We start from the raw sequence: 15938 nt of genomic DNA, 5'->3' as shown, positions 1-15938 counted from the left end.
GATCCATGCCTGAGCCGCTCTCAAGTGAGGATTCGAGTGCTGGTCGAATCCGCGATCGCGGCCCTCCGGTTCCTCCAGAACCCCTAGTAGGACTCCGTTAGGTTGCTCTGGCTCTCGGGTTCTGGCTGGTGGGCGATGTTCTGGGCAGGGGGCGGTGACAGGTGGTGCAGGTGCCGGTCCCAGGAGACGTACCGCGCACCGCCCGGCCACCGGGCCGCCCAGCCCGATTCGCGCCAGCCGCGACAGTACGTCGAACAACACCGCCCCGATCCGGGCTCATCACCCTCGCGGAGCGGAGCGCAGCGCCACCTTGCGGGTCGCGGGAGTCGGCGCCTCGGCCTGCGCCCGCTCCCAATTCTTGGCGATCTCGACGCTGTACGCCCAGTAGTTGGGCACCCCGGCCTCCGAGCCGCCGATCACCCCGGTCGCCTCATCGTGTGCCGCGTCGAAGCGGTGGGCGTGGAGCGTCGCTGTACTCATCTGCAGCCACACGCGCGGTGGCCGCGCGGTGGCGGTGATCGCCTCGCCGACCACCCGCGCCGAGTGCACCCGGGAATCCATCATGGCTTGCAGGTTCTCGGCGGTGTAACGGCGGGACACGCTGCGCCCGGCCAGGTTGATTACGACATCGCAGCCGTCGATCGCCGCGGCCCAGCGGCCCAGCGTGGCCCCGTCCCAGCCGATGTCGTACGCCCGCACGGGTCGCCGGGTCACTACCATGACCTCGTGGCCGGCCGCCGTCAGCGCACGGTTGAGAATCTTGCCCACCTGTCCCGTTCCCCCGGGCAGCACTACTTTCACCGAACCCCTTCCACTTCGCTCGGCATCAGCGTAGCCCCATTTTTTGAACGCGTTCAACCCGCTCAGATTCCGGGCTAATCAGCCCGGGTGCACTTGCCGAGCGGCAGACCTGTGCCTCTCGGTTCGGAGGACGCCCGGGCCGAACGGCCGGAGCTGCGCCGACGCTCGAACCCGGCCCGCTGCGGGCCTTTCCCCCATCGCGAAGGCATCGACAGAGGCGGCACGGGCGACCCCAGCCTTCTCCGGCGGACGCGCGAACACGCACACATCACGAGCGCTACTGGAAGGTCATGGGGTGACCCCCGTGCAACGTGCGAAGTGGACACGGGGCCACGGGCTCCCGCTTGTCCTGTCTGAAGTGGGCGTGCCACTGACGAACGCGCGAGCCGAGCCGCTCGGCCGCATGCCCGTGTGGGCCAGACAGACGCCTCGCCACCGGCCAGCGCTCGCCCATACAGGTGCGGTGCTCTCGGGCGTGCTGTCGTCAGACGTCGATGATCTGGATTGGGCCGGCCCTCCTCGTCCGCCTGGGTTGGTGGCGCGGACCTTCCAGCGGCCTGACTGCAGAACTCGCCCGTCCGACAGTCCCCGGCTCGTCCGACACGGTGACGTCCCCCCTGACCGGACGCAGCCTGTCAACGGCGTGGGTGGGGACTGTGGTTTCCATGGTCTTAGAATCCGCGTGTGACGTCGGCGCACAGGGGGTGCGCTTGGGGTGGAGGGGGCTAACGCGCATGAACCGGCGCATGTTTACAGGCGGTTGGAGAACCGCCGCCGTCCTGCTCTCGGGCGTGATGGGGGTGTCACTCGTATCGGCGGTCCCCGCGGACGCCGTGCACGGTGCCGTCCCCGGCGACTTCAACGGCGACGGGTTCCGTGATGCCGTACTGCCCGCGCCGGGCGCGGATGTGGCGGGCAAGGAGGGGGCGGGTGCGGTCGTCGTGCTGTACGGGTCGGCCTCCGGAGTGTCGGCGACCCGGCGCAAGACCATCACACAGAACACCGCCGGGGTGCCGGGCACGGCGGAGGCGTACGACCGGTTCGGCGGGGCCACCGCCACCGCCGATCTGAACCGGGACGGGTACGCCGATCTGATCGTCTCCTCGCCGTACGAGGACACGACGAAGGGCACCAACGCGGGGACAGTAACCGTCCTGTGGGGCGGCAGCGACGGGCTCACCACGGGCACCGACCTGCCGGCCTCGGGCGCCGCCGGTTTCGATCCGCTGTACTACGGCCTCGACATCGCCGCGGTGAGCGGCCCTTCGGGTGCCAAGACCGAAGTCTTGGTCGGTGGATGGAGCGGCAGCGTCCGCTTCACCGGGCCTTTCAGCCGCACCGGCACCTACGGCGGCTCGGCGGTTGCGAACGACTCCTTCAGCGATTCCGTCGCGCTCGGCGACCTCGACGGCGACGGCGCCCCGGACCATGTGAACGTCACGTACGGCCAGAGCGGAGAGAGCGGGGGCTGGATCTTCGTCAACCCCGAGGACTCGGATGCCACACCAGAACTCCCGCCCCATCTGACCCAGGGCAACGGCCACATCGCGGCCACCGGCGACCTCAACGGCGACGGATTCGCCGATCTGGTGGTCGGTGACCCCGACGAGCCCGAAGTCGAGGGCGCGGACGGCATGTCGGGCGGCCGCGTCCTGGTCTGGTACGGGTCGGCGAGCGGCATCACAAGCGATGCGAAGCCCGTCCAGCTCACGCAGAACACCGCGGGAGTGCCCGGTGCGAGCGAGAAGTCCGACGCCTTCGGCGGAGCCCTTGCGGTGAGCGACCTCAACCGGGACGGACTGGCGGACATCGTCGTGGGCGCCCCGTACGAGAACCTTGGCAGCACCCGTCCGCGCGCGGGGACCGTAACCGTAATCCCGGGCCGCACCTCTGGCACCCTCGGCAGCGGCTCGTACTCCTTCTCGCAGGAGACCTCCGGCGTCCCCGGTGCCTCCGAGCCCGGCGACTTCTTCGGTACGACAGTCGCCGCCGGCGACGTCAACAAGGACGGAAAACCCGAGCTGTTCATCAGCGCGGCGAGCGAGAACAACTCCACCGGAGCGGTCTGGATACTCCCCGGCGGGTCCACCCGCCCGACGGCCACCGGCAGCCGCCTGTTCACCGCGTCCTCCGTCGGCCTCACCCAGCAGAACGGCACACTCCTCGGCGGCAACGGACTGCTCGGGGTGATCTGAGCGGCCAACGGCAAACGCGAGGGGCCCGGAACCGAACTCCGTGCCAGCCCCTCACGTCGCGCGGCTGCTTCGGCTGCGGTTTGCGCACCGACAGGTGCAGCTCTGGTGGGGTGGCTCCGTGCACCGTGCGAAGTGGGCACGGGGCCACCGGCTCCCGCTCGTCCTGTCTGAAGCGGGGCGTGCCGCTGACGAACGTACGAGCCGAGCAGCTCGGCCGCATGCCCATGTGGGCCAATCAGGGGCTCGTCACCCGACGTGCTCCCTTACAAAGTGCCCCTGGGGCGTGCTGTCTCCAGGCGTCGATGGGAAGAGAAGGCTGCTCTGCCGCTTCGGGGTCACCGCGGTGGCCTGCGTACCGATCAGCAGTTCTCGCTGATCACCTGCTCAAGGGTGTCGAGAGACAGCTCGTCCTGCTCAACCTGCGCCTTCATGCTCGCCAATCGCTGCTCAAGGGCCGCAATCGCCTTCTCGTTCGGGTCGGGCTGCCCTTTGAGGTGGGCGATTTCGCTTTCAAGACGGGAGCTCTCGTTCCTGAGGCGCATGATCTCACGGCGGGCACTCTTCGCCTCGCGGCGCATCATGGCACAGGGACTTTCTCTCTGCACAGCTTGTGCGGCCATCTCAGGACTCCTTACTCTTCCGGGACTTCATGAACCCAGCATGCGGGCTGCTCAAGTGCCCGGCACGTGCACCATGTGTTCGCTGCTCCGTTCGGGGATACAGCGCACCGCGTCCGGTCGGCTGCCGTCCGACCGGGCAGGACCATTGCCCGCAGGCGTCACGCAGCCCGGTGGCGTGCCGGGCTGTCGCCCGGTCCGCCGTGCCGAGCGGCACGGTCGGCGCGCAGGCGCAGGAGCGAGACGGACCATCGGGCCGCAGGATCGGCCTTGCGCTGGTCAACCGCGGCAGCGGGCCGGTGCGCGACGCCGTCGTCGGCGTGCACGCGTTGTGGCAGCGCGACTTGCGCGGGGAGCTGGCATCACGGGCTGGAGTCACCGTCCGGTCCCTGCGCTACTACGAGGAGCAGGGGCTGCTCACCAGCACCCGCAGTGGCAGCAGGCAGCGGGCAGCGGGCAGCGGCACTACGCGGACCAAGACGTCGAGCGGGTCGTGTTCATCCAGCGGCTGTTCGCCGCAGGAGTGTCCAGCCGCACCATCGCCGAACTGCTGCCGTGCATCGATTCTCCCAGCGAGGAGAACTCCCATGCCGCCCTCGAGCGGATGGCGCAGGAGCGCGACCGGCTGTCCGAGCGCATCGCCGACCTCGCACGCACCCGGGACGCCGTCGCCGGGCTGATGACCATGGCGCGGGCACACGGGACCGCCTGCGGTCGGCGGTCGCCAGCTTTGGCCGGAGCGCTTCTTGGGCACGATCGGCTGGTGCATGAAGGCTCGCGACTACGAGCGCCTGCCCCAGTACTCCGAAGCACATCTGAACTGGGCACTCATCACTGTGACGACCCGGCTCATGCCACCGCTTGCGATTACGGTCCCGACGTCCGCCTCTCCGTAGCCACGGGCGGGCGGGATGCGATGCACCGGCAGCCTGCAACACCGTGGGCGGCCCCGGTCCGTACCGGGGCCGCCCGGTACGCCAGCGCGGTGCGGGCCGTGCGACTACGGCGGTGAGCAGAACCGCGCGGCACCCCCGCGCCCGAGACGGTTGATGAACGGCGCCGGTACCCGTCGGCTTCGCGTGGGGTGCCGACGCACCCTTACGCTCGCTCCGCGCATCCGCTACGACCAGACCCACCAAAGCACGGCCGCCCCGTCCGCGATCGCCCACACCACGCAGGGCAAGCTGCGCGTCCTCGCCCCGGCCTTCGCCCTGGACGCGCTCGGGCGCGTTCACCAGCAACACGATCACCGTGTACATCCCGAGTTGAACGACTGGCAGACCGGAGCGCCCTGACCCGCACCTCGGGCCTGCGGCCATACGCGCCGGTAACCAACTCGCCCATGCGAAAGGGGCCGAAATGCCGTTTACGCCGTTGCGCAGATAACTGTCCATGACCGTGAGCGCTATCAGCGATACGCCTCGCGCTTCGCGGATGTGCTCATCCGTCACGACGGCCGCCTGCTGGCGGCGGACGAACAGGTCGACGTCGTGGAGGGGCGATGGGATCACGACAAGAGCATCATCATGTCCTTCAAGGATCGGGCTGCTTTTGACACATGGGCCCACTCTCCCGAGTACCAGGAGATCTCCAAGGACCGCGTTGCCGCCACTGACGGAGTCGTGCTGGTCGCCTCGGGCGTCGGGTGAGGCCGACACCCCCTCAGGGATCCGCTGCCTGTCCACCTCCGCCACCGTCGAGGCGCGGAGGTACGGACAGGGTTCCGTGGACGCAAGGGTTGGACAGTGACTAAGCGACTGCTTAGTATCTAGCCTGGGGCGGGAACAGCCCGCCCGTGCCGCCCCTTCCCCTCAGGAATCCAACGTGATCTCACTGTTCTCCCTCTCCGGCAAAACCGCCCTCGTGACCGGCGGTTCCCGCGGCATCGGCCTGATGATCGCCCGGGGCCTGGTCGGAGCGGGAGCCAAGGTCTACGTCAGCTCCCGCAAGGCGGAAGCCTGCGAAGAGGCCGTGCGCGGGCTTTCCGGTCCCGGTAAGGCGGTCGCGCTGCCCGCCGACCTGTCGCGAGTGGAGGAGTGCCACCGACTCGCCGCAGACATCGGCGAGCGGGAGGAGCGGCTGCACATCCTGGTGAACAACGCCGGCGCCACCTGGGGCGCGCCCCTGGACGAGTTCCCGGTCACCGGCTGGGACAAGGTGATGGACCTCAATCTGCGCAGCCCCTTCCTGCTCACCCAAGCCCTCCTGCCGAAGCTGCGCGCCGGCGGGTCGACGGAGGACCCTGCGCGGATCATCAACGTCGGATCCATCGATGGCCTGCACGTCAGCCCGGTCCCGGCTTATTCCTACGCGGCCAGCAAGGCGGGCCTGCACCACCTGACCCGCGTGCTGGCCAAGGAACTCGGGCCACAGGGGATCACGGTGAACGCCATCGCGCCCGGCCCCTTCGAGTCGAAGATGATGGCCGCGACCCTGGACGCCATGGGCGAGGCGATCGCGGAGGCGGCTCCGCTGCGCCGGATCGGGCGGCCGGACGACATGGCAGGCGTCGCCGTCTATCTGGCCAGCCGTGCGGGCGCCTACGTCACCGGCGCCGTCATCCCCGTCGACGGCGGCCTCGGCACCACGGTCTGACCGGCCGACGACAGCTCCCCTCCCCCTCGCACCAGCAACCCGAACCCGAGAAGAAGACGACCATGGCCTCCCTCCTGCTCTCCCGCCGAGACCTCGACTTCTTGCTGCACGAGTGGCTCGACGTTGAATCCCTGACCGTGCGTCCCCGCTTCGCCGACCACTCGCGCGAAACCTTCGACGCGGTTCTGGACCTCAGCGAAACGATCGCCGCCCGGCACTTCGCCCCGCACAACAAGAAGAACGACACCCAGGAGCCGCGCTTCGACGGCGAGCGGGTGCACATCATCCCCGAAGTCGAAGAGGCCCTGAAGGTCTTCGCCGGCGCCGGGCTGATCGGCGGGGGCATGGACCACGAGGTGGGCGGCATGCAGTTGCCCAGCGTGGTGGCCAACGCCTGCTTCGCCTGGTTCCAGGCAGCCAACGTGGGAACGGCCGCCTACCCCTTCCTCACCATCGGCAACGCAAACTTGCTGCTGGCCCACGGCACCCCCGGGCAGATCGACACCTATGTCCGCCCGATGGTCGAGGGCCGCTTCTCCGGGACCATGTGCCTGTCGGAGCCCCAGGCGGGCTCCTCGCTGGCTGATGTGCGCACCCGCGCGGAACAGGCCGACGACGGCACCTACCGCCTGTTCGGCAACAAGATGTGGATCTCGGGTGGCGACCACGAACTGACGGAGAACATCGTCCACCTGGTCCTGGCCAGGATCCCCGGCGGCCCGCCCGGGGTGAAGGGGCTCTCGCTCTTCATCGTCCCCAAGGTCCTGGTGGGGGCCGAGGGGACGCTCGGCGAGCGCAACGACGTAGCCCTGGCCGGCCTCAATCACAAGATGGGGTATCGAGGGACGACCAACGCGCTGCTGAACTTCGGTGAAGGCGCCTTCCGGCCCGGCGGGGCCCCCGGTGCCGTCGGCTTCCTGGTCGGGGAGCCCCACCGCGGACTGTCCTACATGTTCCACATGATGAACGAGGCCCGCATCGGCGTCGGACTCGGTGCCACGGCGCTCGGTTACACCGGCTACCTGCACGCCCTGGACTACGCGCGCACCCGGCCCCAGGGACGCCCGCTCACAGCCAGGGACGCCACCACCCCCCAGATCCCGATCGTCGGGCATCCCGATGTCCGGCGCATGCTCCTCGCCCAGAAGTCGTACGTCGAAGGCGCGCTGGCTCTCATCCTGTACTGCGGGCGGCTGCTGGACGACGAGCGCACCGCCCCGTCGGCCGACGAGCGGGCCAGAGCCGGGCTTCTGCTGGACATGCTCACCCCGATCGCCAAGAGCTGGCCCTCCCAGTGGTGCCTGGAGGCCAACAACCTCGCCATCCAGGTCCACGGCGGCTACGGCTACACCCGCGAGTACAACGTCGAGCAGTTCTACCGCGACAACCGCCTCAACCCCATCCACGAGGGGACGCACGGCGTCCACGGCCTCGACCTGCTGGGCCGAAAGGTCGTCATGGACGGAGGCGCAGGGCTCCGCCTGCTCATGGAGACCGTCTCCATGACGACCGCCCGCGCGGCGGCCGCGGACGACCAGATCGCTGGCTTCGGACGGCAGCTGGACGCCTCCGTCGCCCGCGTCGCTGCCGTGACACGGCGCCTGTGGGAGAGCGGGGACGCCGAGACCACCCTCGCCAATGCCTCGGTCTATCTGGAGGCCGTAGGACACATAGTGGTTGCCTGGATGTGGCTGGAGCAGATGCTGGCCGCCGCCGGACGCAGCGACGCCTTCTACGAGGGCAAGCGCCGCGCGGGTCAGTACTTCTTCCGGTACGAACTACCCAGGACGGAGGCGCAGTTCGCGCTGCTGGAAAGCCTCGACCGCACCACCCTCGACATGCCCGCAGACTGCTTCTGAGCTTGTCCTACCTTCCAAGCGTGGGTCTGCGGCCCTGAGCGCCTGGTGAGGGAGCCAGCAGCGCGCTACCACCGGGCACCTTGAGAGCCGCTCCAGGCACCTTGGGCCCGCCACGACGTCGAAATGGGCAAGGAACCGCGACGGGTGGGTGCCCGTGAGTCCGCTCGTCGGCTGGCCTGCCCCGACCTCGGACTTCGGGGCGCGCTCACACAGGACCTCACTGGGGCGAACAGCAGGTGGACGCCGGTACGGCCGCCCTGGTGGTCAACATCGGCCCGATCCTCATCGCGCTGCTGGGCACACGGCTGCTCGGTGATGCGATGCCGCCGCGGCTGCTTGCCGGGATGGCGGTGTCGTTCGCGGGTACGGTGACCGCGGGCTGTCGATGGCGGACGGGGGCGGTTCCTCGGTGCTCGGGGTGGTGCTGCGTCTGCTCGCCGCGGTCGCTACGCGGGCGGTGTCGTCGCGCAGAAGCCGACGCTCGGCCATGCGAGCGCGCTCCAGGTGACGACGTTCGGGTGCCTGATCGGCGCCGAGGTGTGCCCACCGTTCACCAGGCCTCGCCTTCACGACCTGGGCGTACGCGCTGGCCAGGACGACCGCCAGCGGCATGGTGCGCGATCACATACGTGGTGCCCGCACTGGTCGTGCTGAGGTCGTGGCTGGCGCTGGCGGAGGTGCCGGGCTGCTCACGCCGGCGGGCGGGGCACTGTGTCTGGCCAGGTTCGCCGAGTCGCGCTCGCGGACGCAGGCCGCTCGGGTCGTGGCGGGCGGGCCACAACCCGAGCAGGCCCTGGAGTCAGCGTGAACGCGCCCTGTCCGCGAGGACCTTGATGGACAGCAGGGCGATCACCGCGAGACCGATGATGTAGCCGGAGACCGCCATCGATGTGCCCGTCGCCTCCAGCAGCAGCACCATGATGAACGGCGCCAGGCCGCCGCCGAGCACGGCCGCGATCTGGTAGCCGAGGGAGGCACCGGTGTAGCGCATCTCGGCGGTGAACAGCTCGGCGAACAGGGCGGCCTGGGGGCCGTACATGATGCTGAGGAAACAGCTGGCGACGAACGTGCCGACCGCCAGCCACAGCAGCGATCCGGTGTCGATCAGCAGGAACAGCGGTACCGCCCACAGGCCGATGCCGACCGCGCCGAGCGCGTAGATCCGGATGCGGCCGATCCGGTCGGAGAGCGCGGCGGCGGCCGGGATCAGCACGAGCTGGGTGAGGCTGACGCAGAGCGAGACCATGAGGACGGCGCTCTTCTTCATGCCGAGTTCCCGGGTCGTGTAGTCCAGGACGCCGGTGATGATGATGTAGAAGGTCGCGGTGTTCACGGCGAAGGAGCCGCCGGCGAGGAGCACCGTGCCGAGGTGGCCGCGAAGGATCGTGCGCAGCGGGGAGGACTGCTCGGCCTTCTCCTGCTCGGCCAGCTTCTTCTCCGCCTCCCGGAATTCGGGGGTCTCCTCGACGCGTGTGTGGATGTACCAGGCGAGCGCGAGGACGAACAGGCCGACGAGGAACGGGACGCGCCAGCCCCAGGCGGCGAACGCGGCGTCCGTGGTGAAGGCTCCGGCCAGCAGGAACACCGTGTTGGCCGTCACCACGCCGATCGGAACGCCGAGTTGGACGAAGCTGCCGTAGACACCGCGTTTGCCCTCGGGGGCGTACTCGGTGGCCAGCAGCATCGCGCCGCCCCACTGGGCGCCGACCGCGATGCCCTGCACGACGCGGAGGGCGACCAGCAGGATCGGGGCGGCGACACCGATCGTGTCGTACGTCGGGAGCAGGCCGATGCCGGTGGTGGCGAGGCCCATCAGGGTGAGCGCGAGGACCAGCATCGGCTTGCGGCCGCGCTTGTCGCCGAGGTGTCCGGCGACGATGCCGCCGAGCGGGCGGGCCAGGAAGCCGACGGCGAAGGTGGCGAAAGAGGCGAGGACCCCGGCGGTGGGGCTGCCGGCCGGGAAGTACAGATCGCCCAGGACGAGGGCGGCGGCGATGCCGAAGACGAAGTAGTCGTACCACTCGACGGCTGAGGCGAGCGCTGCTGCGGTGGCGACGCGGCGACGGCTGCTACCTGGGGCGGGAGCGGTGGTGGTGAGCGGCTCGGCGGAAGGGGCCGTGTCCATGCTGCACACTCCGGTGGGTGCGGGGACGGAGCGGGGGTGGTGCGAGTTCCGGGGAACATACTGACCGGACGGTATGGTCGTCAACGGGTCGTGCAGCATGAGTTTTACCTGCATGGCACGCACAGCGGAGTCCCGACCTGTCTCGGGCCCCGCTCTCGTACAAGACGGGGGTGCGCGATGCGCGGGCGCTAGACGAGCTCGGCCCGGTGCCCCACGCACCTTCCCGCCGGCACCGGGCTGGTCGCCCGACGGGCACCGCATCAAGAACGAGATCGACTACTCCCGCGGACCGGAGAAGACCTGGGCCTACGGCGCCTTACGCGTCCGCGACGGTCAAGCGGTCACGATGACCGCCATCTCCCGCAACAGCGTCTTCTACCAGCGGTTCCTAGCGGCACCCGGCTGGCCCGCGCGCAGGCGTAATTCCTGTTCCTGGAGTTGCGGCACAAGGTCGAGATCCATCGGATGACCGGGCGGGTCGCCGAGTGCCCGATCGACGAGATGAACCGGCCGCAGGGATCCAAGGACGCCGCCCTGTGGATTCCGCCGAGCCGGAGATCAAGACACTGTTCACCGGCTGGGGCGGCGAGCCCTGGCGACCTGCCGCAAGTTCACCCACCGCGCGGGGTCTGGCCGCCGCGGCGGAAGCCCATCTGCCCGTCCGGGCCACCACGCTGAAGCCGCACGTCCTGCGACACTTCTGCGCGTCCGGGCTCTACCTCGGAGGGCTTGATCTGCTCGGGATCCAGGAGATCCTCGGACACTCCTGGATAGCCACCACGATGCGGTACATCCACGTCCAGCAGACCCGGGGCGAGGACGCCTGGGTGTCGGGGCAGCAGCGGGCCTCGAAGCGGCTGGAAGGACTGATGGGCCTGTGTTCCCAGTCGGCCGCAATGGGCGACTGCTGGGTGGTTGCGGCCCTGCCTCCGGCTGAGGCGAGGGCCAGGCGTCCCTGGCGGCGGGCCACAGCGGCTTCCGTCGGGGCGGTGTGCTCCGGACGGCGGACCTGGGTCTCCATGCCGTCGACGCGCATGGTGACGTTTTGGCCGCGCGGGCCTGCTAGATCTTCACACCTCAAGAACCCGCGCGGCCATCGTCGTGTCACGGCCACCCGCGGTCATGTGCGAGGCAACTCGTCAAGTTCGCGCTGGACGGGCCGGAAGGCCCATGGGGTTGGGGAAGGGAATCGTGCCGGAGGTGAGGACCTGGTCGGCCAGCAGGCTGAGCAGGCCGAGGAGGTGGGCGGCCTCGGTCTGTGTGAGGGCGCGATAGGGCCGGACGGCCAGGGCATCGGTGCGGACCTCGATGTGGGCACGCAGGCGGCGCCCCTCGGCGGTGGGGTGTCCGCTGCTTTCCAGCAGTCCCCGCGTGGTGAGGCGGTCCGCAGCCATCTGCCAGTCCTCCTCGGACCAGCCGCGGTTGTCCCGCAGGATCGCCACGGGCACGCCCTCGCATGCGGCGAAGAGCACGTGGGCCTCGCAGCCGTCCATGCCCTCGGCAGTCAGTACCGCGACGTGGCCGTCACCGCGGTGCTCGCGCAGCGCCGTAGTGGCCTGCCAGAGTGCGCTGACCCGGTCCTCGGGCGTGGGCAGGCCGCGGTTGGCGGCGAACAACGGGCGCCCAGCGGCGTCCGCAACGGCAACCGTCCGTTCCAGCAGCGGGGCGACCTTTGCCGCCGCGTCCGCCGCCGACGGCGCTACTCGGCGTAGTGCTGCGGTGGCCGCCTCAGCTCGGGCACGGAGCACGGCCTCGGGTGTGGCGAACCTCCATGCGTCCGGGACAGCGCGTCGCACCATGTCGGGGTGGAAGTTGAAGAAGGCCGCCTCCACCACACCCGCCGTCACCGCTCCCAGCGGCGCGGCCCGAGCTGCGAAGTAGCCCATCCAAAATCCGCGCAGGCCGACAGCACGGTTGGCCTCGCGGCTCTCGGGCGCGAAGTACGTGACCGCGTGCAGGGGTTCGAGGACCTGCCAGACCGTACGGGCGAATGTCGCTTCCATGTGTGCCATCCTCCCTGACAGTGCAACACCGGACCGCGCGTAACCGCCGGATCCCACCTCGGCGGTGGTGGCGTCAGGTCAACTACGCGAGCCCCAAAGGGCCGCGCTTGCAGCTAGAGCACCAGGAGTGTCCGCCGCATGAGGCTGGTTGACTTCAGCCCAGACGATTTCGGCGCGGTTCCGATGTTGCGGGCCGCGTTCCAGTCTGCGTGCGCAACGACGCCGCAGGACCGGCAGGCGAACAGCTCTTGGGTCCGCCGGTTGGCTTTCTCGCAGTGTCCGCACCACGAACACATCTGGCTCGTGTAGGCGGGATCGACCTGGACGACGGGAACCCCGGCTCGCTCGGCCTTGTAGAGTACAAGGGCGGCGAGCTGGGCGAATGCCCAGGAGTGCAGCGCGACCCGTTGGGGCTTTTTCAGCCGTACCCGTTCGCGAATGCCGGTCAGGTCTTCCAGACCGATCCCGCGTCCGGTGCGTTCAGCCTCGGCCACGATGCGTTTCGATATGACGTGGTTGACGTTGGTGGCGTGCCGCGCCTCCCGGCGGGCACGCTGCTTCAGCTTCCGTTTGGCGGACTTGGTTCCGCGCGCCTGGAGTTGGGCGCGGATGCGGAGCTGGCGGCGCCGGTACCTGGTCAGCTTCTCCCCGGCGGACGGTTCGTCCTGATCGCTGGTGGTGGCGATGTTCGCGATGCCGAGGTCGACGCCGAGGAACCCGTCAGGCTCCGTGTTCAGCGGCTCGGCCGGTACCTCACACGTGGCGATCAGGTACCAGGTCCTGTCGCGGTGGACGAGGTCGGATTCGCCCTGCCGGTACTCGCTGAGGGTCTTCAAGGCCTGCGGGGAGCACGCGAAACCGATGCCCCGGATACGCCCTTTGATGGTCCAGATCGACACCGTCTGCTGGTCATACCGCCACGACAGGCAGCGATCGTCGTACGCCTGCGAGGCGTTGGGCCGGAAGCGGATCGGGGTGTTCGCGATCCGCTGATATCGCTTGGAGTCCTGCTTGCCGTAGTTCCCGGCCTTCAGGTTCGCCCGCCGCGTGGTGTAGGCGTCGGCGACCTTCCGGATCACGTGCAGTGCAGGCTGCGCGGACAGGCCGCGGTCCTTCAGCTCGCGGTAGGCGACCGCTTGCAGTGCCCTGCGCGTGCGGTCTCGCTCGTCCTCCTTGCCCTGGGCACGCAGGGACAGCCAGTTCGCCGCGTCATTCACGGCGTCCAGGGTGGCCGAAAGAGCCGACGCCTGATCGGGCGTCGGTGTCAGCTTCACCTGGACGACGATCTTCACGCCGCCCATCGTAGCGTCGTGTCTGTGTCACCTCGATGGGAACCAAACCCCGATACTTGCAGGGGTCGCAGCGTCGTCCACACGTTGCACGCTCATCTGGTCTTCGTCCCGAAGTACCGGCGGAACGTCTTCACCGACGAGATCCTGACGCGCTGCGAAGAGATCATGCGAGAGGTCTGCACCAAGGCGAACGCCGAGCTGCGCGAGTTCAACGGCGAAGCGGACCACGTGCACCTGCTCATCCACTACCCGCCGCAGGTCAGACTGTCCGCCCTCGTCGGCACCCTCAAAGGGGTCTCCGCTCACTACCTGCGCAAGGAGTACGCCGCCCACATCAAGCGACACCTGTGGGGCGATCACTTCTGGTCCCCGTCCTACTTCGCCGCCTCATGCGGCGGCGCACCGCTCACGGTGGTGAAGGAATACATCGAGAACCAGAAGCGTCCCGGCTGAGGTCAACAGTACAGACCCATGCTCCGGCGCGGGTCAGAGCAGCCCAGAGAAGCAACTCCTCCCGAGCCCTGAAGGGCCGCGATTCCTTGCTAGATCATGTTGAATGTCCCGGCCTCGCCGGCCAGCCGCATCAGCAATGGCGAGGGCTCCCAACCGTCATCTCCGATCGGGTAGGAGGGCCGGTTCACCCGGCCCTCCCCCCACACCACCGGACATGCGGGCCTCGCATCCGGCGGTTCGTCCAGCTGATCTCAGGCGGACTTCTGACGGGACCAAGAGCCCTTGAAGGGCTTGTATCCCTGGGCCTCCCAGTAGGCCTTGTTCATGCCCAGCTCCAGTGGCGCGATCTTGGATGTCCTCCAATGCCGCGTCCCTCCGAGACCCTGGACGCCGAGCATCTTCTCCTCGACGCCGAGCCTTCGGAGGTTCGTCGCCCTGTTCGGGGCGGTTTTCCACTGTCGCCACTGGGCCTGCCGTAGCCTGCGGCGGGTCCACTCGTCGATCTCGACGAACACCTTCGGGGAGTCCGCGAGGCCGAAGTAGGCAACCCATCCGACGGAGAACCGATTGAGCTTGTCCAGTCGGTGGGTCATCGAAACGCCCCATGTCCGGGAGGTGAGGCGCCGGACTGTGGCCTTCAGCCGCTTGACGGCCTTGCGGTCCACCCGGATCTTCACCTGCCCCTTGGTGAGGTAGTAGCTGAACCCCAGGAGAGACGTCCACCAGATGGGGCACGCCTTGGACTTCTCCTTGTTCACCTTCAGCTTCAGGGTCTTCTCAATGAAGCCCGTAACCGAGGCGAGGGTCCGTTCTGCCGCTCGCTTGGACCGGACGAAGATCATCACATCGTCCGCGTACCGCACGAACCGGTGTCCACGCTCGAAGAGTTCGCGGTCCAGGTCGTCCAACATGATGTTGGACAGCAACGGAGAGAGCGGGGAGCCCTGTGGCGTCCCTTCCTCCGAGGCCACGACCACCCCATCGGCCATGATTCCGGCCTCCAGGTATCGGCGAATCAACTTCAGGACCTTCTTGTCCCCCACCCGGCGAGCCACACGCGCCATCAGCGCGTCGTGATTCACACGGTCGAAGAACTTGTCCAGATCCAGGTCCACGGCCCAGCGGTTCCCATCCTGGACAGCCCGGCGACCAGCCCTTACGGCTTGGTGTGCAGAGCGCCCCGGCCGGAACCCAAACGACGCCCCAGAGAAATGAGGGTCGAATACGGGCACGAGAGCCTGCGAAACAGCCTGCTGGATCAGGCGATCCAGCACCCGTGGGACACCTAGCATCCGCTCCCCTCCGTTCGGCTTAGGGATAGTCACCCGGCGAACGGGAGCGGGTCTGTATGTCCCCGCGTCAAGCTCAGCCCATACTTTGGGCCAATTCTGGGCGATCCACGGCCGCAATTCCTCCGTGGTCATCCCGTCAATACCGGGGGCACCCCGGTTCGCTTCGACGCGCCTGAGCGCCGCGAGCAGGTTCTCCTTCGAGAACACCGTCTCCCAAAGGGACGGTTCGCGGTGATCGTCGGTCCGGTGGTGCGCCGTCTGGTCATTACGCTCCTCAGCCAGGGCAGCCGTATGCACCGGTGCCTCTGCCTGGGGATCTGCCGAAGCAGGCTTACAGCGGTCATCGTGACCTGAGCGAGCAGACACCCTTCCTTCAATCCACTAAACGTTCGGTCCTTCCCGAGTCCTTGTCGGCCTACTGCCTACCCACCTCGGTACTACGACCTCTGCTGACTTCTGTCCGGTAAGTCCAGTCCCTTTCGAGACCGGGCCGTCACGATCGGGGCCGTCGCACCCTTACAGGCGACACCCGGACAGACCTCCCCAGATAAGAACGACAACTTTCCCCGGACGCCTGCCGTGAGGCGCCCCGAAGTTCTCGGACAGCGGTCCCCATAGGATCGAAGTCCAGAACGGCGGAGAGAGCACGTGGCACAGAAGCGTAGGAAGTTCAGTCCTGAGTTTCGGGACGAGGCGGTGAAGATGG

General features: G+C 68.5%; 10 protein-coding genes and 5 pseudogenes. 9 read left to right on the top strand and 6 right to left on the bottom strand.

The features are described from left to right. Positions 1 to 179: 179 nt before the first annotated feature. Positions 180 to 801 (bottom strand): annotated as a pseudogene (locus F7R91_RS39780) (NAD-dependent epimerase/dehydratase family protein); the annotation flags it as partial. Positions 802 to 1547: 746 nt separating this feature from the next. Here F7R91_RS39780 and F7R91_RS39775 point away from each other — a divergent pair. Continuing rightward, positions 1548 to 2996, top strand: coding sequence for an FG-GAP-like repeat-containing protein (locus F7R91_RS39775; protein WP_225321075.1), 1449 nt, complete (start codon positions 1548 to 1550; stop codon positions 2994 to 2996). 359 nt (positions 2997 to 3355) lie between these two features. Here the strand turns inward: F7R91_RS39775 and F7R91_RS39770 are convergent, their stop codons facing one another. Next, complete coding sequence (locus tag F7R91_RS39770; protein WP_150958496.1) at positions 3356 to 3616, bottom strand: hypothetical protein; 261 nt, start codon at positions 3614 to 3616, stop codon at positions 3356 to 3358. Positions 3617 to 3957: 341 nt separating this feature from the next. Between F7R91_RS39770 and F7R91_RS43480 the strand changes: the two are divergent. From F7R91_RS43480 to F7R91_RS43475, 6 genes and pseudogenes are all read left to right on the top strand, one after another. Next, positions 3958 to 4313: pseudogene (locus tag F7R91_RS43480) on the top strand (MerR family transcriptional regulator); the annotation flags it as partial. Between the two features lie 379 nt (positions 4314 to 4692). Next, entirely contained in the window at positions 4693 to 4908 is a 216-nt protein-coding gene (locus F7R91_RS39760; protein ID WP_150958494.1) for a hypothetical protein, read from the top strand. A gap of 81 nt (positions 4909 to 4989) precedes the next feature. Further along, positions 4990 to 5262, top strand: a pseudogene (locus F7R91_RS39755) (DUF1330 domain-containing protein); the annotation flags it as partial. A 175-nt stretch (positions 5263 to 5437) separates the two neighbouring features. Then, a complete protein-coding gene (locus F7R91_RS39750; protein ID WP_225321074.1) occupies positions 5438 to 6208 on the top strand; it encodes an SDR family oxidoreductase in 771 nt (256 codons plus the stop codon). 62 nt (positions 6209 to 6270) lie between these two features. Beyond that, positions 6271 to 8067, top strand: a complete 1797-nt coding sequence (locus F7R91_RS39745; RefSeq protein WP_150958490.1) for an acyl-CoA dehydrogenase — start codon at positions 6271 to 6273, stop codon at positions 8065 to 8067. A gap of 218 nt (positions 8068 to 8285) precedes the next feature. After that, positions 8286 to 8875, top strand: a pseudogene (locus tag F7R91_RS43475) (DMT family transporter); the annotation flags it as partial. Here the strand turns inward: F7R91_RS43475 and F7R91_RS39735 are convergent. Continuing rightward, the gene (locus F7R91_RS39735; RefSeq protein ID WP_150958488.1) at positions 8867 to 10192 is read right to left on the bottom strand and encodes an MFS transporter; all 1326 of its coding nucleotides are present in this window, start codon (positions 10190 to 10192) and stop codon (positions 8867 to 8869) included. The pseudogene F7R91_RS43475 and the gene F7R91_RS39735 overlap by 9 nt on opposite strands. A gap of 485 nt (positions 10193 to 10677) precedes the next feature. Between F7R91_RS39735 and F7R91_RS43470 the strand changes: the two are divergent. Beyond that, positions 10678 to 10938 (top strand): annotated as a pseudogene (locus F7R91_RS43470) (hypothetical protein); the annotation flags it as partial. A gap of 393 nt (positions 10939 to 11331) precedes the next feature. Here the strand turns inward: F7R91_RS43470 and F7R91_RS39720 are convergent. After that, positions 11332 to 12195 carry an SCO6745 family protein gene (locus F7R91_RS39720; protein WP_150958486.1) on the bottom strand — a complete coding sequence of 288 codons (864 nt, stop codon included), beginning with the start codon at positions 12193 to 12195 and terminating at the stop codon, positions 11332 to 11334. Between the two features lie 113 nt (positions 12196 to 12308). Further along, on the bottom strand, positions 12309 to 13496 hold the full coding sequence (locus F7R91_RS39715; RefSeq protein ID WP_225321073.1) for an RNA-guided endonuclease InsQ/TnpB family protein: 1188 nt from the start codon (positions 13494 to 13496) through the stop codon (positions 12309 to 12311). 15 nt (positions 13497 to 13511) lie between these two features. Here F7R91_RS39715 and tnpA point away from each other — a divergent pair, with 15 nt between their 5' ends. After that, complete coding sequence (gene tnpA / locus F7R91_RS39710; RefSeq protein WP_150958484.1) at positions 13512 to 13940, top strand: IS200/IS605 family transposase; 429 nt, start codon at positions 13512 to 13514, stop codon at positions 13938 to 13940. Between the two features lie 251 nt (positions 13941 to 14191). Here tnpA and ltrA read toward each other — a convergent pair whose 3' ends face one another. After that, positions 14192 to 15529, bottom strand: a complete 1338-nt coding sequence (ltrA, locus tag F7R91_RS39705; protein WP_225321072.1) for a group II intron reverse transcriptase/maturase — start codon at positions 15527 to 15529, stop codon at positions 14192 to 14194. Positions 15530 to 15938: the final 409 nt, after the last annotated feature.

It is taken from the genome of Streptomyces luteolifulvus (assembly GCF_008806595.1).
GTDB classification, from domain to species: Bacteria; Actinomycetota; Actinomycetes; order Streptomycetales; family Streptomycetaceae; genus Streptomyces; species Streptomyces luteolifulvus.
Note: the sequence above shows the minus strand (reverse complement) of the source record. Positions and strands in the feature narration are given on the sequence as shown.

Coding starts and splice junctions, on each gene's coding strand:
- F7R91_RS39770 (WP_150958496.1), bottom strand. CDS start 3,616: ATGGCCGCACAAGCTGTGCAGAGAGAAAGTCCCTGTGCCATGATGCGC.
- F7R91_RS39735 (WP_150958488.1), bottom strand. CDS start 10,192: ATGGACACGGCCCCTTCCGCCGAGCCGCTCACCACCACCGCTCCCGCC.
- F7R91_RS39745 (WP_150958490.1), top strand. CDS start 6,271: ATGGCCTCCCTCCTGCTCTCCCGCCGAGACCTCGACTTCTTGCTGCAC.
- F7R91_RS39720 (WP_150958486.1), bottom strand. CDS start 12,195: ATGGAAGCGACATTCGCCCGTACGGTCTGGCAGGTCCTCGAACCCCTG.
- F7R91_RS39775 (WP_225321075.1), top strand. CDS start 1,548: ATGTTTACAGGCGGTTGGAGAACCGCCGCCGTCCTGCTCTCGGGCGTG.
- F7R91_RS39715 (WP_225321073.1), bottom strand. CDS start 13,496: ATGGGCGGCGTGAAGATCGTCGTCCAGGTGAAGCTGACACCGACGCCC.